The organism is Mesorhizobium sp. MC2-1-1 (assembly GCF_057597255.1).
The window spans coordinates 5155669-5173963 of sequence record NZ_CP195205.1 but is presented as its reverse complement, the minus strand read 5'-3'; the positions used below and the strand labels follow the sequence as shown (position 1 = coordinate 5173963).

Sequence of the window (18295 nt, the reverse complement as noted above, 5' to 3'; positions counted from 1 at the left end):
CCTTGCCTCCACATATCCCACATAGCGCCATGCGCGGCGCGGGAAAACAGATAGCCGGCTCAAAAATGTGGACGAGACCGATTGCGCATGCGTCTTGCGAAGCGAGGCGATTTCCCCGACCTTGGGCAACCGGCCGGGTTGGATGGCATGATCGACAAACTGGAATTCTTCATCGCATTGGCCAAGGAGGAGCATTTCGGCCGGGCCGCGGAGGTGTGCGGCGTCACCCAGCCGACGCTGTCGGCCGGCATCAAGCAGCTCGAGGAACAGCTCGGCGTCATGCTGGTGCTGCGCGGCTCCCGCTTCCAGGGCCTGACGCCGGAAGGCAAGCAGGTGCTGGGCTGGGCGCGCCGCATCGTCGGCGACACGAGGACGATGCGCGAGGAGATGCGCGCGGCGCGCCACGGCCTCGCCGGCCGCATCCGCATCGCGGCCATCCCGACAGCGCTTGCCATGGTGGCGCGGCTGACGACGCCGTTTCGCGAAAAGCATCCGGGCGTCACCTTCTCGGTGCTGTCGCGCACCTCGATCGAGGTCCTGTCGCTGCTCGGCAATTTCGACGTCGATGCCGGCATCACCTATCTCGACAACGAGCCGCTCGGGCGTGTCACCAGCGTGCCGCTCTATGACGAGCGCTACCAGTTGATCACGGCGGTCGGGAACCCCTATTCCGACCGCGACAAGGTGACGTGGGCCGAGATCAGCCGCCTGCCGCTCTGCCTGCTGACGCCGGACATGCAGAACCGGCGCATCATCGACCAGCATCTGGCGGAAGCCGGGGTGCAGGTGCGGCCGACGCTGGAATCAAACTCGATGATCGTGCTGTTCTCGCATATCAGGACCGGCAAATGGTCATCGATCATGCCGCTCAACCTTGCGGAGACTTTCGGTTTCTCCGAGCCTATCCGGGCGATCCCGATCGTCGAGCCGGACGCCAGCCACACGGTCGGGCTCGTGGCGGCGCCGCGCGAGCCGCACACGCCGCTGGTGCAGGCGCTTCTGGACGAGGCTATGGCGCTGGCGGACGATTTCCGCGCCCACCGCTAGGCTAGACACTGCTAGCTGCCCGAGATTGATAGAGAATTTCTATCAAGCAACGAAAGCGCTTTATTGATTTCGGAGGTTTCCTCTGATTTCGTAAGGACTTAGCGATATTGCGCCCTATCTATGTCGTTCCCCGGAAACCGATCTGTACCCCGGGGTGACATAGACTGGGTCGCCACGACCAGGGAGGGCGCTGCGTGACCATGCAGGCCGCAAGTACCGAGATCGCGTCGCGCACGGCGGCGATCATTGACGAGATGAAGGGCCTTGAAGGCCCGCTGCTGCCGATCCTGCACAGCATACAGGAAGAGTTCGGACACGTTCCGAAGGACGCGCTGCCGGTGATCGCCGATGGGCTGAACCTTTCCCGGGCCGAGGTGCATGGCGTCGTCACCTTCTATCACGATTTCCGCGCCAGGCCGGCCGGCCGCCACGTGCTGAAGCTCTGTCAGGCCGAAGCCTGCCAGTCGATGGGTTCGGACGCCGTCGCCGCCAAGGTCAAGCGGTTGCTCGGCATCGATTTCCACGAGACCACGCGCGACGGATCGGTTACACTGGAGCCGGTCTACTGCCTCGGGCTTTGCGCCTGCTCGCCATCGGCCATGCTTGACGGCGAAGTCATCGGCCGGCTCGATGACGAGAAGATCGAAGAGATCGTCGCGGAGGTGCGTTCATGATCCCGCGCATCTATGTCCCCTGCGATTCAGGCGCCATCGCGCTCGGCGCCGATAAGGTTGCCAGGGCGATCGAAGCCGAGCTCAAGGAACGCGGCGTCGAGGCCAAGATCGTGCGCAACGGCTCGCGCGGCGCCTATTTCCTCGAGCCCATGGTAGAGGTGGCGACCGACAATGGCCGTGTTGCCTACGGGCCGGTGAAGCCCTCCGATGTTAAGAGCCTGTTCGATGGCGGCTTCCTCAATGGCGGTCACCATAAGCGATGGCTGGGTGCCCCGGACAAGATTCCCTTTCTGGCCAAGCAGACCCGGCTGACCTTCGCGCGCTGCGGCATCAACGACCCGCTGTCGCTCGACGCCTACAAGTCGCTGGGCGGTTTGCGCGGCCTGCAGAACGCGGTCGCAATGGCGCCGGCCGATGTCGTCAAGCAGGTGACCGAGTCCGGCCTGCGCGGCCGCGGCGGCGCAGGCTTTCCGACCGGCATCAAGTGGAAGACGGTGCTGGATACGGCGGGCACGCAGAAATACATCGTCTGCAATGCCGACGAGGGCGACAGCGCCACCTTCGCCGACCGCATGATCATGGAAGGCGATCCGTTCGTGCTCATCGAGGGCATGGCGATCGCCGGCATCGCCACCGGCGCCACCAAGGGTTTCGTCTATATCCGCTCGGAATATCCGCATGCGGTGGCGACGATGAACAAGGCAGTCGCGATCGCCCGCAAGGCAGGTGTGCTCGGCCTCAGCGTGCTCGGTTCGCCCAACGCCTTCGACATGGAGATCCGGGTCGGCGCCGGCGCCTATGTCTGCGGCGAGGAAACCTCGCTCCTGAACAGCCTCGAAGGCAAGCGCGGCGTCGTGCGCGCCAAGCCGCCGCTGCCGGCGATCCAGGGCCTGTTCGGCAAGCCGACCGTGATCAACAATGTGATCAGCCTGGCCTCGGTGCCGATCATCATGGACAAAGGCGCCGCCTACTACAAGGATTTCGGCATGGGCCGCTCGCGCGGCACGATCCCGATCCAGATTGCCGGCAACGTTCGCAATGGCGGCCTGTTCGAGACGGCCTTCGGCCTGACGCTGGGCGAAATCGTCGACGACATCGGCGGCGGCACGGCTTCCGGACGACCGGTCAAGGCGGTGCAGGTCGGTGGGCCGCTCGGCGCCTATTTCCCGCGCGCGCTGTTCGACACGCCCTTCGACTATGAGGAATTCGCCAAGCGCGACGGCCTGATCGGCCATGCCGGCATCACCGTGTTCGACGACACGGCCGACATGCTGAAGCAGGCGCGCTTCGCCATGGAGTTCTGCGCCATCGAAAGCTGCGGCAAATGCACGCCCTGCCGCATCGGCTCGACGCGCGGCGTGGAGGTCCTGGACAAGGTCGCGGCCGGGATCGAGGCGGAGAAGAACCTCGCTTTGGTCACCGACCTCTGCAACACGATGAAGTTCGGATCGCTCTGCGCGCTGGGCGGCTTCACGCCCTATCCGGTGATGAGCTCGATCACGCATTTCCCCGAGGATTTCAAGCCCGCGCCGGCGCGCGTGGCGGCCGAATAGGAGCTGGCAGATGAACATCAAGGCCGACTTCCCGACACTTATCGAAGAGATCGACTACGGAACGCCGGAGTCGAAGGCGACGAAGCAGGTCACACTGACCGTCGACGGGCAAAGCATCACCGTGCCGGAAGGCACTTCGATCATGCGCGCGGCGATGGAAGGCGGCGTCGAGATCCCGAAGCTCTGCGCCACCGACATGCTGGACTCCTTCGGTTCCTGCCGCGTCTGCCTGGTCGAGATCGAAGGGCGCGGCGGCACGCCGGCCTCCTGCACGACGCCGGTCGGCGAAGGCATGGTGGTGCGCACGCAGTCGGACCGGCTCGACGCCATCCGCCGCGGCGTCATGGAGCTCTATGTCTCGGACCATCCGACCGGCTGGAATGAGAAGGCCGGCACCGGCGCCAGCGAGTTCGACGCGGTGGCGAAATCGGTCGGTCTCTCCGAGAACCGCTACGGTACCGAAGGCCGCAACCACGTCAAGGAAGAAGGCGGCGTGGCGCCCGGCCACGGCTCGCTGGCGGTCGACTACATCGCCCGCGACGAGTCCAACCCCTATTTCACCTATGACCCGGCGCAGTGCATCGTCTGCTCGCGCTGCGTGCGGGCCTGCGAAGAGGTGCAAGGCACCTTTGCGCTGACCATCGAGGGCCGCGGCTTCGAGTCGCGCATGGTCGCCGGCATGCATGAGGACTTCATCGCTTCCGAATGCGTCTCCTGCGGCGCATGCGTGCAGGCCTGCCCGACCGACGCACTGCGCGAGAAGTCCGTGCTGGCAAAGGGCATGCCGGAGCGCTCGGCCGTCACCACCTGCGCTTATTGTGGCGTTGGCTGCTCGTTCAAGGCCGAAGTGAAGGATGACGAAGTCATCCGCATGATGCCCTACAAGGAGGGCAAGGCGAACCACGGCCATTCCTGCGTCAAGGGCCGCTTCGCTTACGGCTATGCCACGCACAAGGACCGCATCCTGTCGCCTATGATCCGCGAGAAGATCTCCGATCCGTGGCGCGAAGTGAGCTGGGAAGAGGCGATCGCCCACACGGCGAAGGAATTCCGCCGCATACAGTACCAGTATGGACGCACCGCGATCGGCGGCATCACTTCCTCGCGCTGCACGAATGAGGAGACCTATCTCGTCCAGAAGCTCGTGCGTCAGGGCTTCCGCAACAACAATGTGGACACCTGCGCGCGCGTCTGCCATTCGCCGACCGGCTACGGTCTCGGCCAGACCTACGGCACCTCGGCCGGCACGCAGGATTTCGACTCGGTCGAATTTACCGATGTCGCCGTCATCATCGGCGCCAATCCCGCTTCTGCGCATCCGGTGTTCGCCTCGCGGCTGAAGAAGCGGCTGCGCCAGGGCGCAAGGCTGATCGTGATCGATCCGCGCCGCACCGAAATGGTCAAGTCGGCGCATATCGAGGCCGACTATCACCTGCCCTTGAAGCCCGGCACCAATGTTGCGGTGCTGACGGCGCTGGCGCATGTCATCGTGACCGAGGGCCTGTTCAACGAGGCCTTCATCCGCGAGCGTTGCGACTGGGCCGAGTTCCAGGACTGGGCGTCCTTCGTCGCCCTGCCGGAAAACAGTCCCGAAACCGTCGGCAAGCTGTCCGGCGTCGACCCGGAAGTCATCCGGGGCGCCGCGCGCCTTTACGCCAAGGGCGGCAATGGCGCGATCTATTACGGCCTCGGCGTCACCGAGCACAGCCAGGGCTCGACCACGGTGATGGCAATCGCCAACCTCGCCATGGCCACCGGCAATATCGGCCGTCCGGGGGTCGGCGTGAACCCGTTGCGCGGCCAGAACAATGTGCAGGGCTCTTGCGACATGGGCTCCTTCCCGCATGAGCTGCCGGGCTACCGCCACATCTCGGGCGAAGCCGTGCGCGACATTTATGAGAGCCTTTGGGGCGTGAAGCTCGACGATGAGCCGGGCCTGCGCATCCCCAACATGCTGGACGCCGCGGTCGACGGGTCGTTCAAGGGCATCTACATCCAGGGCGAGGACATCCTTCAGTCCGATCCCGACACCAAGCATGTCGCCGGCGGCCTAGCCGCGATGGAATGCGTTGTCGTGCACGACCTCTTCCTGAACGAGACGGCCAACTACGCGCATGTCTTCCTGCCGGGCTCGACCTTCCTCGAGAAGGACGGCACCTTCACCAATGCCGAGCGCCGCATCAACATGGTGCGCAAGGTCATCGAGCCGAAGGCCCGCTACGCGGACTGGGAAGCGACGCAGGAGCTCGCCCGGGCAATAGGGCTGGACTGGAATTATACCCACCCCTCGCAGATCATGGACGAGATCGCCAAGACCACGCCGAGCTTCGCCGGCGTGTCTTTCGAGCTGCTCGACCGCGTCGGCTCGGTGCAGTGGCCCTGCAACGAGAAGGCGCCGCTCGGCACGCCGATCATGCATGTCGATGGCTTCGTGCGCGGCAAGGGCAAGTTCATCCGCACCGAATATGTGGCGACCGACGAGCGGACCGGTCCGCGCTATCCGCTGCTGCTCACCACCGGCCGTATCCTGTCGCAATACAATGTCGGCGCGCAGACCAGGCGCACCGAGAATTCGATGTGGCACGCTGAGGACCGGCTGGAGATCCATCCTCACGACGCCGAAGTTCGTGGCGTGCGCGAGGGCGACTGGGTGCGGCTGGCGAGCCGGTCGGGCGAAACCACGCTGCGCGCGCTGATTACCGACCGCGTCTCGCCGGGTGTCGTCTACACGACCTTCCACCACCCGGACACGCAGGCCAACGTGATCACCACCGACTTCTCGGACTGGGCGACCAATTGTCCGGAATACAAGGTCACCGCCGTGCAGGTAGCGCCTTCCAACGGCCCGACCGACTGGCAGAAAGACTATAATGAGCAGGCCAAGCAGAGCCGTCGCATCGCTCCGCTGCAGGCGGCGGAGTAGTTCTTGGCCGTGCGCCGCAAAGCCACGACGCAGATATCGCGGCTGGCGCATCGCGCCGGCGGCACCGCGACCGCGAACCGCATGGTGCCGGAAGAGACGCCGGTGGCGTTCTCCTTTGCCGGCACCACGCATGCGGTGATGATGGCCAGTCCCGCCGATCTCGAGGATTTCGCCCTCGGTTTCTCGCTGACCGAAGGCATCATCGCCGACCCAGACGAGATCGAGGCGATCGAGGTCGAGGATCTCGGCGCCGGCATCGACATCCAGATCCGGCTGAAAGACCAGGCCAACACTCGCTTCCAGGCGCGACGGCGCAGGCTGGCCGGGCCGGTCGGCTGCGGGCTGTGCGGCATCGAATCCATCGAGGAAGCGATGCGTTCGGTCGACGCCGTTGGTGCGTCACGGCTTACGCTAAAGGCGGAGGACATCACCAGCGCCGTCCGGCTGCTGTCGAAGCTGCAGCCGCTGCACGCGGAGACCGGTGCTGTGCATGCCGCCGGCTTCTATTTTCCCGGCAAGGGCATTGTGATGGCGCGCGAGGATGTCGGCCGCCACAACGCGTTGGACAAGCTTGCCGGCGCGCTGGCCAAGGCCGGCATCGACGGCCCTGGCGGCGCCGTCGTCGTGACCTCGCGCGTGTCGGTGGAGATGGTGCAGAAGACGGCCGCGATCGGCGCTTCGGTCATCATCGCGGTTTCGGCGCCGACCGCGCTGGCCATCCGCACGGCCGATGCCGCCGGCATGACGCTGGTGGCGCTGGTGCGCGGCGACGAATTCGATATTTTCACTCACCCTGACCGGGTGGCCTGCGGAGTTGCCAAGCATGTCGCATGACGAAGACCACATCGCCAGCACCAGGGAAAAGCTGGTGCGCATGGCTAACCAGATCGCCACCTTCTTCCATTCGAAGCCGCGCGAAGAAGGGATCGCCGGCGTTGCCGAGCACATCAACAAGTTCTGGGAGCCGAGGATGCGGCGGCAGTTGTTCGAAATGCTGGACGGCGACCCGGAGGATTTCGACGACCTCGTGATCGCCGCCTCGGCAAAGATCAAGAGGCCGATTAGCCCCGCCGAGGCCGACACGAAGCTTGGGCTCAAGGCCTTTCCGGCAGACATCGCCGCTTCGCAGAAATAGCCGCGGCGATCAGAGCATGGGACCTAAGGCGTGAAGCGGGTCTCAGGCGACATCATGCTCTATCCCTTTGATTTCCTGGCGGATTTACATGTCAGGTCGAATTGACCTGAAAATGACCCAGCTCTAGGCGCCTATATTCCACTTTGCTAAAGTTTAAGCTGCCGTGATCGGCACGGCTCTGCTATGTTTGACGATCAGAAATCGTCAGGCCGGGCGGAAGAACTCGTGAGGCCGATCGAGACCAGATACGCGCGCAGCGGGGATTTCCGGATCGCCTATCAGGTGGTCGGCCAGGGCGCGTTCGATCTCGTCTTCGTGCCGGGCTTCATCTCCAACCTTGATCTTCAGTGGGAGGATGAAGGCTATAGTCGCCTTTTGAAAAGGCTTTCGGCCTTCTCCCGGCTGATCCTGTTCGACAAGCGCGGCACCGGGCTTTCCGATCGCGTCGACACCCGTCACCTGCCCAGCCTGGAAACCCGCATGGACGATGTGCGCGCGGTCATGGACGCCGCCGGCAGCGGCCGCGCGGCGATCCTCGGCGCCTCGGAGGGCGCGCCGATGGCGATGCTGTTTGCCGCCACCTATCCGGAGCGGACGCGCGCGCTGGTGCTCTACGGCGGCTTTGCGCATTTCCACAAATGGGTGATGCCACCGGAACGGCTGGAAGCGTTCATCGAGACGGCGGAGACGTCCTGGGGCACCGGCGCCACCTTGCCCAATTTCGCGCCCGGCCGCGTGGACGACGCGCATTTTGCCCAATGGTGGGCCCGGTTCGAGCGGCTTTCGGCCAGCCCGACGGCGGCTGCCGCCCTTGCCCGTATGAATGCCGGGATCGACGTGCGCGGCATCCTGGCGACGATCAGCGCACCGACACTGCTTATCCATCGCCGCAACGACGCCCGCGTCGATCCTGATGCCAGCCGCTTCCTGGCCAAGAGTATCCCACACGCGCGCCTTGTCGAGGTACCCGGGCGCGATCACCCGATCTGGACCGGCGATGTCGATCGCGTGGCCGACCTGATCGAGGAATGCCTGACCGGCGAGCCCGCCGTGGCCGACACCGAGCGCGTGCTGGCGGCGCTGCTGGTAACGCGCATCTACGACACGGCCAAGCTCGGCGACCGCATGTGGAGCGAGCGCACTCTACGCTTCCAGGAAACCTGGCGGCTCTTGGTCGGGCGCCACGGCGGACGCGCGGCCGGCACGCATGGCGAATTGATGATGGCGCGCTTCGATGGGCCGGCGCGCGCCATTCGCTGCGCCGCGGCGCTGCGCGAGGCGGCGCAGCAGATCGGCGTGGCGAGCGCGCAAGGCGCGCATGTCGGCGAGATCGAAATGCGCGGCCAGCCGGTCGGGCTGACGGCGCGGGTGACGATGCATCTCGCCGCGCATGCCGGTCGCGGCGACATCCTCGCCTCGCGGCTGGTCGCCGACCTCGCAATCGGTTCCGGCCTGCATTTCGTCGACGCCGGCCGCATCAGCCTCGACGAGCTGGATAAACCCATTTCCGTGGTTCAGGCGACGTCGGAGCAACATCTGGAACCGGCCTGCCGGCCGCGGACAAAGGCCGCCGAGCCGGCCTCGCTGACAGCGCGGGAAAGCGAAGTGGTGAATCTGATTGCGGACGGGAAGAGCAACGCCGCTATCGCCGCCGAGCTCGACCTCAGCGAGCACACGGTCAAGCGCCACGTCGCCAACATACTGCTCAAGCTCGACCTGCCGTCACGGGCGGCGGCGGCGGCTTTTTCGGCAAGGCATGCTGGCCCGGATGGGCCATGAGAGCCATGGCGCTTTCGGGCGAAGCGCCGGGCCTTCCGCAAGCGGTATCAATTCTCCCATGCAGGCCGGGCGACATCGCCGGAAGGGCCCTGCGAAACGGAGGATGAAAATGATCAAACTCAAACGCAAGATCGGATTGCTGGCATTTGCGGCGGGCGCATTGCTGGCCGTCACCGCGGCGCATGCCGAAGACGCCTCGGCCACCGCCGCCTACAAGGATATTCAGGCCACGCTCGGCTCGGTGCCCGACATGTTCAAGACGCTGCCGGACGTCGCCGTTGCCGGCGCCTGGGCTGAGATCAAAGGCGTCCAGCTCAACCCCAACACCGCCCTCAACGGCAAGACCAAGGAACTTATGGGGCTGGCGGTGGCCTCGCAGATTCCCTGCCAATACTGCATCTATTTCCACACGCTTGCCGCCAAGGCCAACGGCGCGAGCGACGAAGAGATCAAGGAGGCCGTGGCGATGGCCGCGATCGTGCGCCACTGGTCGACGATGCTCAACGGCAGCCAGGTCGATCTCGCCACCTTCAAGAAGCAGACCGACGACCTGTTCGCCGCCGTCAAGGCCAAGTCGCAGTAAACGAAATTCCTGCCCGGCGAAGAGCGCCGGGCAGCGCTTCCCTCGTCAACCGCCCTCACGAAGACGGGCATATGGAGGATGACATGCTGACCAAGACACAGACAGTGGACGGCGCCGCGATCAAGAAAGCGATCGAAGGGCGTGACGGCAAGCTCCTGTCGAGCTTCTACAATGACGATGCGGTGGTGCGGGTGATCGACCGCAACAATCCGCCGAGCAAGCCGCGCGAGATCCGCGGCCGCGCGGCGATCAGCACCTTCTGGGACGACATCTGCAGCCGGGCGATGACCCACAAGGTCGACACCACGATCGCCAATGGCGACAGCCTCGCCTTCACCCAAGCCTGCAGCTATCCGGACGGTACCAAGGTGTTCGCCGCGGCGGTGCTGGAGCTCAAGAACGGCCGCATCGCAAGGCAGACCGTCGTGCAGGCCTGGGACGAATAAGGTCAAGCGCAACCGGAAAATGAGGGAGGAGAACGAACATGTTCAGCGCCAGATGGCAGATCGACGCCAAGTTCGGTCACAAGCAGACAGCGCTCGAGCTGATGCGAAAATGGGAGCGCGAGATCGGCTCTCAGGTCGGGCTCGCTGACCTGAATTTCCGCCTCATGACCGGTTCGATCGGCGCACGAGAAGCGACGATCGAGTCCCATCACGAGGTCGAGAGCCTGGCGCAGCTGGAAGCATTCTTTGCCAAGATCGCCAAGATCGAGGCCCATGCCAAGTGGGGCAAGGAACTGGAGCCCTATGTCGTATCGGGCACCAGCCAGTGGCAGATCTTCCGGATCGTGGAATAGCACCTCGACCTCTCCCCTTGTGGGGGGAGGTCGGATTGCCCCGATTTGCCTTTCGCAAACGGGTTGGCAATCAGGGTGAGGGGTGACTTGGCGTCAAGCCGGAACACCTCTCATCCATCTCGGCGCTGCGCGCCGACCCACCTTCTTTCACAAGGGAAGAAGGGGAGCCCGATTACCCGTGCGCCACCATCACGTGGCGAACGGCGGTGTAGTCCTCCAGCGCATAGAGCGACATGTCCTTGCCGTAGCCGGACTGCTTCAATCCGCCATGCGGCATCTCGTTGGTCAGCATGAAGTGGGTGTTGATCCAGGTGCAGCCATATTGCAGGCGGGCGGCGGTCGCCATGGCGCGGGAGACGTCCCTCGTCCACACCGACGATGCTAGGCCGTAGTCGCTGTCGTTCGCCCAGTTCACCGCTTCGTTGACGTCCGAGAAGCGGGTGACCGAGACGACCGGGCCGAACACTTCGCGGCGCACGATCTCGTCCTCCTGCAGTGCGCCAGCGACGACCGTCGGCTGGTAATAGAAGCCGGAGCCCTCGCCCGGCTTGCCGCCGGTTGTGATCTCGATGTGCTTCAGTTCCGAAGCGCGCTCGACGAAGCTCGAGACACGGTCGCGCTGGCGGCGCGAGATCAGCGGTCCGATCTCGTTCTCGGTGTCGTCCGGCTGGTTGTATCTGATGGTCGAGACGGCGGAAGAGAGGTCTGCGACCAGCTTCTCGTAGATTTTCTTGCCGGCATAGATGCGGCAGGCGGCGGTGCAGTCCTGGCCGGCATTGTAGTAGCCGAAGGCGCGCAGGCCGGCCACCACGGCGCCGAGATCGGCGTCGTCGAAGACGATAACCGGCGCCTTGCCGCCAAGCTCGAGATGCGTGCGCTTGACCGACTTGGCGGCCGCCTGCAGCACTTTCTTTCCGGTGGCGACATCGCCTGTGATCGAGATCATGTTGATCTTGGGATGGTTGATAAGCGTGTTGCCGACGCTGTCACCGCGGCCGAGCACGACGTTGACGACGCCCTCGGGGAGGATTTCGGCGAGGATTCTGGCCAGCTTCAGCGACGTCAGCGGCGTCTGCTCGGACGGCTTGAAGACGACGGTGTTGCCGCCGCCGATCGCCGGCGCCAGTTTCCATGCCATCATCATCAGCGGATAGTTCCACGGCGCGATGGAAGCGACGATGCCGACCGGATCGCGCCGCACCATCGAGGTGTGGCCGGCAATATATTCGCCGGCCACCTGGCCGGGCATCGAGCGGACCGCACCGGCGAAGAAGCGGTAGCAGTCGACGATCGCCGGGATCTCGTCATTGAGCACGGCGTTGATCGGCTTGCCGCAGTTCAACGCCTCGAGCGCGGCAAACTCCTTCGCTTCGGCCTCGATGCGGTCCGCGATCTTGAGCAGATAGCCGGAGCGTTGCGCCGGCGTGGTGCGCGACCAACCGGCGAAGGCTCTTTCAGCGGCCGCCACCGCGGCGTCGATCTGCGCCGGACTTGCTTCCGGCAGGTTGAGAATCGTCGCGCCGGTCTTCGGATTGAGGATCGGCTCCTCGGTTTCGGTGCCCATCTCGAATCTCGAGCCGATGAGCATCTGGGTGTCCATGGACGTCACTCCCTAGGCAATCCGGTTATTTGCCCGAACCGGCGATCTGGTCGCCGTCACGGGTCAGGTAATAGGCAAAGAGGATCGGCAGCAGCGTCACCAGCACGACGACCATGGCCACGACATTGGTGACCGGTCGCTGGCGCGGGCGGATCAACTCTTCCAGCATCCAGATCGGCACGGTCTGCTGCTGGCCGGCAGTGAAGGTGGTGACGATGACCTCGTCGAAGGACAGCGCGAAGGCGAGCATGCCCCCGGCGAGCAATGCGGTGGCGATGTTCGGCAGCACGACATGCCGGAAGGTCTGGAAGCCGTCGGCGCCGAGGTCCATCGAGGCTTCGATCATCGAGCCGGAAGTGCGTCGGAAGCGCGCGACGGCGTTGTTGTAGACGACGACCACGCAGAAGGTGGCGTGGCCGAGCACGATCGTCCAGAAGGAGAACGGGATGTCGGCGAGCGCGAAGGCGGAGCGCAGCGCGATGCCGGTGATGATGCCCGGCAGCGCGATCGGCAGGATGACCAGCAGCGAGATCGTCTCACGGCCGAAGAAGCGCGTCCGCGAGACGGCGGCGGCGCAGAGCGTGCCCAGCACCAGCGCGATCGCCGTCGAGATGGCGGCGACGCGGACAGACAGGGACAGCGCTTCCCAAACGTCGGGCCGGTTCCAGGTTACGGCGAACCACTGCGTGGTCAGCCCCGGCGGCGGCCAGACGAAGCTCTTTTCCTCCGTCGTGAAGGCGTAGACGAAGATCAGGAGGATCGGCAGGTGCAGGAAGAGCAGGCCGCAGGCGGCGGCGATCTTCAGGCCGAGCGGAGCGGATTGGCCGCGATCAGAGCGCATCGAAAGCCCCCATGCGCTTGGCGCCCCAGAGGTAGAAGCCCATGATGACGATGGGCACGACGGTGAAAGCGGCGGCCAAGGGAATGTTGCCGGCGGTGCCCTGCTGCGAATAGACGGCCTGGCCGATGAAGAGGCGCGAGGTGCCGATGATCTGCGGGATGATGTAGTCGCCCAATGTCAGCGAGAAGGTGAAGATCGAGCCGGCGACGATGCCGGGCAGCGCCAGCGGGAACAGCACATTGCGGAAGGTTTGCCCGGGCGAGGCGCCGAGATCGGACGAGGCCTCGACGAGGTTGCCGGGCACACGCTCGAGCGCAGCCTGCACCGGCAAGATCATGAAGGGCAGCCAGACGTAGACGAAGACGATGAAGGTGCCGGTGAAGGAGACTGAGAGCGAATTGCCGCCCACGATGGGCAACGACAGCCAGGCGTCGAGCAGCCACAGTAGGTTCAGCTTGGCGAGCAACCAGGTGAGGATGCCCTCCTTGGCGAGGATCAGCTTCCAGGCATAGATCTTGACCAGGTAGCTCGACCAAAGCGGCAACATGACGCCGAGATAGAACAGCGCCTTCCAGCGGCCGCGCGCATAGCGCGCCGCGTAATAGGCGATGGGGAAGGCAATGACTGCGGAAGCAAAAGTGACGAGCGCGGCCATCGTCACCGTGCGCAGGATGATGTCGAGATTGGCGGGCTGGAACAGGTCGCCATAGGTCTTCAGCGTGAACTGGCGATTGATGAGGCCGGAGAACTCGTCGATCGAGAAGAAGCTCTGCAGGAGCAACGCAATCAGCGAGCCGATATAGACGATGCCCAGCCACAGAAGCGGCGGCAAAAGCATCAGGGCGAGCAGGAATTTCGGCCGGCGCCAGAAGAGATCGGAGAAGGCGCCGCGCAGGCCGCCGCTGCCCGGCAGGATCGCCGGGGCGGGCGCGCGCGAGATGGCGGCATCGAGGCTCATGCCGGCTCGTCCATCAGATGCAGGCTTTCGCGGTTGAAGGTCAGCATCACCGCCTCGCCTTCCGCCGGAAGTGCCATGCCCGCCGGCACCACCGCATGCAGCCTCAACCCGTCGGCATCGAGCGCCAGCCTGGTCGTGGCGCCGAGATAGTTGGTGCCGATAAGGCGCGCTGCGACGCCGTCGCCGCTGGCCGCGCTCGATACGCGGATGGATTCCGGGCGAAGGCTTCCCCAGCGATGCTGGCCGGAAAAGCGCTGCACGAAATCCGGCGGCAGCACGTTGGACGAGCCGACGAAATCGGCGACGAAGCGCGTGTTCGGCCGCTGGTAGATGTCTTCCGGCGTGCCGACCTGCATGATCCTGCCGTCGTTGAAGACAGCGACGCGGTCGGCCATGGAAAGGGCCTCGCCCTGGTCGTGGGTGACGAAGACGAACGTGATGCCGAGCGCCTTCTGCAGCGATTTCAGTTCCTCCTGCATGTTCTCGCGCAGCTTGAGGTCGAGCGCGCCGAGCGGCTCGTCCAGGAGCAGCACCTTGGGCTGGTTGACTAGCGCGCGGGCGAGCGCGACGCGCTGGCGCTGGCCGCCGGAAAGCTGGCCGGGGCGACGTGCGCCATAGCCCGGCAGGCGCACCAGCGACAGCGCTTCCTCCGCCGCCTTCAGCCGCTCGGCCTTGCCGACGCCCTTGACCATCAGGCCGTAGGCGACATTGTCGAGCACGTTCAGATGCGGGAACAGCGCATAGTCCTGGAAGACGGTGTTGACGTTGCGGCGATAGGGCGGAACGCCTTCGGCGCGCTCGCCGAAGATGGAGATCGAGCCCGCCGTCGGCTGCTCGAAGCCGGCAATCAGCCGCAAGCACGTCGTCTTGCCGGACCCGGATGGCCCCAGCATGGCGAAGAATTCGCCGGGCACGATCTCAAGATCCACCGCGTCGACGGCGCGCACGCTGCCGAAATGGCGCGAGACTTGATTGAAGGAAACGGCAGACGTCATGGCCCTGTCATTCGGTTGCTGAGATCAAAGGAGCACGAATTCGTGCGACGCGCTGCCTCTCTCGTGGCAGGCCGCGGCAAGTCGCGGGTGGGGGAAACCCCCACCCCGACCCTACGCATCGCCCATCCCCACAAAGGGGAGGTTGAGCGGGATCACCGCCCGCCGATGACGCCGATATAGTCCGACACCCAGCGGTAGTAGGGCACGCACTGGTCGTTCTGGCTGGCGCATTTCGATACCGGCGTCTTCCAGAACTTGATCTTGTCGAAATTGTCGTAGCCGTTGGTCTTGCAGCCTTCCTCGCCGAGCAATTCGTTGCCCTTGCAGGCGGCGGGCACCACCGGCAGCGAGCCGAACCAGGCCGACACGTCGCCCTGGACCTTCGGCGACAAGGAATGCTCGAGCCACATATAGGCGCAGTTCGGATGGGCGGCATCGGCCTCCATCATGGTGGTGTCGGCCCAGCCGGTGACGCCTTCTTCCGGCACGGTCGAGGCGACCGGCTTCTTGGCGGCGATCAGCGTGTTGACCTGATACGGCCAGGAGCCGGAAGCGACCACGCCCTCGTTCTGGAAGTCGTCGACCTGGATCGCGGCATCATGCCAGTAGCGGCCGACCAGCGTGCGCTGGGTGCGCAGGAGAGCGAGCGCCGCCTTATACTGGTCCTCGTTCAGCTCATAAGGGTCCTTGATGCCGAGTTCCGGCTTGTGGAACATCAGATAATTGGCGGCGTCGGCGATATGAATCGGGCCGTCATAGGCCTGGACGCGGCCCTTGTTCGACTTGCCGTCGGGCAGCTTCATTTCCTCGAAGACGACGTTCCAGCTCTTGGGCGCTTCCTTAAAGACTTCGGTGTTGTACATCAGGATGTTCGGGCCCCACTGGTAGGGAACGCCGTAATGCACCTTGTCGACGGTGAACCAGGGCGCGTCCTTCAGGCGGTCGTCGACAGTCTTCCAGCTCGGAATGAGATCGGTGTTGATCGGCTGAACGCGCTTGCCGGCGACGAGGCGCAGCGATGCATCGCCCGAAGCGGTGACCAGATCGAAACCGCCCTCGTTCATCAGCGAGACCATCTCGTCCGAGGTGTTGGCGGTCTTGACGTTGACCTTGCAGCCGCTTTCCTTCTCGAAAGCCGTCACCCAGTCGTAATTCTTGTCGGTCTCGCCGCGCTCGATGTAGCCAGGCCAGGCAACGATGTTGACCTGGCCCTCGCCCTTGCCGAGCTCCTTGACCTGGGCCATGGCCTGAGCGGAAAAAGTCAGCGCGACAGTCAGCGCCGTGCACGACTTCAGGAATGCATTCATCGTCGATCTCCCATTGCTAGGGGCAGCGCTCTCAGGGCGCGGCTTTGTTCCCTGGGCGAAAGGTGCTGTGAAAAATCCGGTTTCGCAAATTCATTTATCAGAAAGCCGATATCGGTTTATCCGATATCCAAGCGATCATCAAGCAGTTGCCGTCGCCAACCAGCAGGCGGCATTGAAGCGGCCCTCGCCATCCTGCACGAAAGGCGCGAATGCGGCAGGCAAAGCCTTGGTGATCTTTTCGGCCGTGGCTTGGTCCAGCTCGCGCAGCGCGGCGCCGAGAGGCCCTAGCCGGGTGACATATGTCATCAGGTCGCGCTCGGCTATTCGACACAGGACGTCCGCCTTTTCGACCTTGATCGACGACCAGCCGCTCGCTTCCAGGATCCGCTTCACCCTTGCGCCATCCGCAAAGGCAAATTGCCCCGGCGCATCGGGGTCTGGCGCGGGTGCGGGCGGCAGGAAAGGCGCAGCCGTTCGCGCAGCGGTCGTCATGAAATCATTCTCGCCCGGCCCGCGCCAAGCGACGAAGGCGAGTCTGCCGCCGGGCCTTGCAGCCTGCCTTATGTTGGCGAACGCGGCCACGGGATCATCGAAGAACATGACACCAAAGCGCGAAACAACCGCGTCGAAGCGCCCAGTTTCGAACGCATATGTCTGGGCATCGCCCACTTCAAAGCTTGCATTCGCCACCTCTTCCATCCGCTTGCGCGCCAGGGCGACCAGCGGCCGCGAGATGTCGAGCCCGACACAGCGGCCGCCGCTGCCGACGCGGCGCGCCATCGCCAGAGTCGTGGCGCCCGCGCCGCAGCCGATATCCAGCACGTTACCACCCTCTCCGGGATAGCCGGAATCGACCACCAGGCTCTCGAACGGCGCCAATACCCCGTCGATGAGCGGCTGCAGCGCAACCCAGGCCTTCCCGCTGGCGTCGTTCCAGAGAGCGGCTTGCCGTGCGTTTGGCAGCGCGGATTGCGACATGGCGGGCCTCGCTTTCTGTTGCTCTCATCGATCCTCGCAAGCACTCTAGGGGTTCAAGCCGACGCGAGGTCAAGTATGAAAGATATGGACATTGCCGACGTCGCGCCGCACTGGACCGCCCGCCTAGACACTTCGCTACCAGGAGAAGGACAGCCAGGACGCCTGGCCCGATCGCTGCGCGGCTTTCCTGGAATTCTCTAGCGGCGAACCATCCGCTGCGACTGCGCAAGGCCGATGAAATCGCGCGCGGCCTGCGGCAGGCCGGATCCGCGGCGCCATACCGTGCCGACCTGGACCACCGGCAGCGAGCCGGAAACGTCGCGCGATTCAATGCGGTCGCCTTCCAGCGACCAGGGCCGGTAGACGAGGTCTGGCAGCAGCGCCACGCCGGCGCCGGTGGCGACAAGGCTGCGCACGGCTTCCACGGAACGCGTGCGGAAGGCGACATGCGGGCGGGCGCCGATCGCCGAGAGCAGCTTGCCGGTATTCTCCTCGATCTCGTCCACCGTGAGCATGATCAGCGGCTCGGACGCGATATCGCCGATCGAGATGATGTCGGCGCTGGCGAGCCTGTGGCTGAGCGGGACCCACAGCCGGTAGGCCGAGACCTCCAGGATTTCGGACTGCAGGGCGGTGCGGTCGCGCAGGTTGGACGTCACCATGACGGCGATGTCGAGCTTGCCGCCGACCAGAAGGTGCTCGAGATAGTCACCATTGTCCTCGATGGCCGAGACCTCGACGCCGGGATAGGCGCGGCGGTAGCGGGCAAGCAGGTCGGACAGCACATAGCCGGCGACCAGCGAGGTGACGCCGAGCTGAAGCCTTCCGCCGGCGGCGGCCTGCTCGCTGGAGAACGAGCGGCGCGCATCCGAGACGTCGGCCAGGATCTTCGTGGCGTGGCGCAGGAACTGGTGGCCTTTATGGGTGATGTTCAACCCACGCGGATGGCGCTCGAAGAGTTCGACGCCCAAATCGCTCTCCAATTCCTTGATCGCCTCGGTGACGGAGGACTGCGAGATGGAGAGGTTCTGCGCGGCGCCCGAGACGGTACCTTGTTCCGCGACGGCGACGAAGAACTGCAACTGGCGGATCGTGAAAGCCATGGCCGGACTAAACACCGGCG

General features: G+C 64.7%; 17 protein-coding genes. 10 read left to right on the top strand and 7 right to left on the bottom strand.

Features of this window, described 5'->3' with window-relative positions; all coding sequences use genetic code 11:
• Nucleotides 1-147 precede the first annotated feature (147 nt).
• The 10 genes from ACR64R_RS25540 (at nucleotide 148) to ACR64R_RS25495 (ending at nucleotide 10493) form a co-directional block, all read left to right on the top strand.
• Entirely contained in the window at nucleotides 148-1047 is a 900-nt protein-coding gene (locus tag ACR64R_RS25540; protein WP_487359013.1) for a LysR family transcriptional regulator, read from the top strand.
• Nucleotides 1048-1241: 194 nt separating this feature from the next.
• Entirely contained in the window at nucleotides 1242-1721 is a 480-nt protein-coding gene (locus tag ACR64R_RS25535; protein ID WP_487359012.1) for a formate dehydrogenase subunit gamma, read from the top strand.
• On the top strand, nucleotides 1718-3274 hold the full coding sequence (locus tag ACR64R_RS25530) for a formate dehydrogenase beta subunit (protein ID WP_487359011.1): 1557 nt from the start codon (nucleotides 1718-1720) through the stop codon (nucleotides 3272-3274). The genes ACR64R_RS25535 and ACR64R_RS25530 overlap by 4 nt, the downstream gene beginning before the upstream one ends.
• Nucleotides 3275-3284: 10 nt before the next feature.
• Nucleotides 3285-6197, top strand: coding sequence for a formate dehydrogenase subunit alpha (gene fdhF / locus ACR64R_RS25525; protein ID WP_487359010.1), 2913 nt, complete (start codon nucleotides 3285-3287; stop codon nucleotides 6195-6197).
• Between the two features lie 3 nt (nucleotides 6198-6200).
• Nucleotides 6201-7031, top strand: coding sequence for a formate dehydrogenase accessory sulfurtransferase FdhD (gene fdhD, locus ACR64R_RS25520; protein ID WP_487359009.1), 831 nt, complete (start codon nucleotides 6201-6203; stop codon nucleotides 7029-7031).
• Complete coding sequence (locus ACR64R_RS25515) at nucleotides 7021-7332, top strand: formate dehydrogenase subunit delta (RefSeq protein WP_487359008.1); 312 nt, start codon at nucleotides 7021-7023, stop codon at nucleotides 7330-7332. The genes fdhD and ACR64R_RS25515 overlap by 11 nt, the downstream gene beginning before the upstream one ends.
• A gap of 225 nt (nucleotides 7333-7557) precedes the next feature.
• Entirely contained in the window at nucleotides 7558-9111 is a 1554-nt protein-coding gene (locus ACR64R_RS25510; RefSeq protein WP_487359007.1) for an alpha/beta fold hydrolase, read from the top strand.
• Nucleotides 9112-9220: 109 nt separating this feature from the next.
• On the top strand, nucleotides 9221-9694 hold the full coding sequence (locus tag ACR64R_RS25505) for a carboxymuconolactone decarboxylase family protein (RefSeq protein WP_487359006.1): 474 nt from the start codon (nucleotides 9221-9223) through the stop codon (nucleotides 9692-9694).
• Between the two features lie 83 nt (nucleotides 9695-9777).
• Entirely contained in the window at nucleotides 9778-10140 is a 363-nt protein-coding gene (locus ACR64R_RS25500; RefSeq protein WP_487359005.1) for a nuclear transport factor 2 family protein, read from the top strand.
• Between the two features lie 38 nt (nucleotides 10141-10178).
• Complete coding sequence (locus tag ACR64R_RS25495) at nucleotides 10179-10493, top strand: hypothetical protein (protein WP_487359004.1); 315 nt, start codon at nucleotides 10179-10181, stop codon at nucleotides 10491-10493.
• A 172-nt stretch (nucleotides 10494-10665) separates the two neighbouring features.
• Here ACR64R_RS25495 and ACR64R_RS25490 read toward each other — a convergent pair whose 3' ends face one another.
• The 7 genes from ACR64R_RS25490 to ACR64R_RS25460 all read right to left on the bottom strand — a co-directional run bounded on the left by ACR64R_RS25490 (nucleotide 10666) and on the right by ACR64R_RS25460 (nucleotide 18275).
• On the bottom strand, nucleotides 10666-12093 hold the full coding sequence (locus tag ACR64R_RS25490) for a gamma-aminobutyraldehyde dehydrogenase (RefSeq protein WP_487359003.1): 1428 nt from the start codon (nucleotides 12091-12093) through the stop codon (nucleotides 10666-10668).
• 25 nt (nucleotides 12094-12118) lie between these two features.
• A complete protein-coding gene (locus ACR64R_RS25485; RefSeq protein WP_056569667.1) occupies nucleotides 12119-12934 on the bottom strand; it encodes an ABC transporter permease in 816 nt (271 codons plus the stop codon).
• The gene (locus ACR64R_RS25480) at nucleotides 12924-13892 is read right to left on the bottom strand and encodes an ABC transporter permease (protein WP_487359002.1); all 969 of its coding nucleotides are present in this window, start codon (nucleotides 13890-13892) and stop codon (nucleotides 12924-12926) included. The genes ACR64R_RS25485 and ACR64R_RS25480 overlap by 11 nt, the downstream gene beginning before the upstream one ends.
• Nucleotides 13889-14887 (bottom strand): ABC transporter ATP-binding protein, encoded by a 999-nt coding sequence (locus tag ACR64R_RS25475; protein WP_487359001.1) that lies wholly within the window; start codon nucleotides 14885-14887, stop codon nucleotides 13889-13891. The genes ACR64R_RS25480 and ACR64R_RS25475 overlap by 4 nt, the downstream gene beginning before the upstream one ends.
• Nucleotides 14888-15039: 152 nt before the next feature.
• Nucleotides 15040-16194, bottom strand: coding sequence for an ABC transporter substrate-binding protein (locus ACR64R_RS25470; protein ID WP_487359000.1), 1155 nt, complete (start codon nucleotides 16192-16194; stop codon nucleotides 15040-15042).
• A gap of 138 nt (nucleotides 16195-16332) precedes the next feature.
• Nucleotides 16333-17172 carry a class I SAM-dependent methyltransferase gene (locus ACR64R_RS25465; protein ID WP_487358999.1) on the bottom strand — a complete coding sequence of 280 codons (840 nt, stop codon included), beginning with the start codon at nucleotides 17170-17172 and terminating at the stop codon, nucleotides 16333-16335.
• Between the two features lie 197 nt (nucleotides 17173-17369).
• Nucleotides 17370-18275: a LysR family transcriptional regulator gene (locus ACR64R_RS25460; protein ID WP_487358998.1), complete on the bottom strand. Its 906-nt coding sequence runs from the start codon at nucleotides 18273-18275 to the stop codon at nucleotides 17370-17372.
• Between the last annotated feature and the right edge of the window lie 20 nt (nucleotides 18276-18295).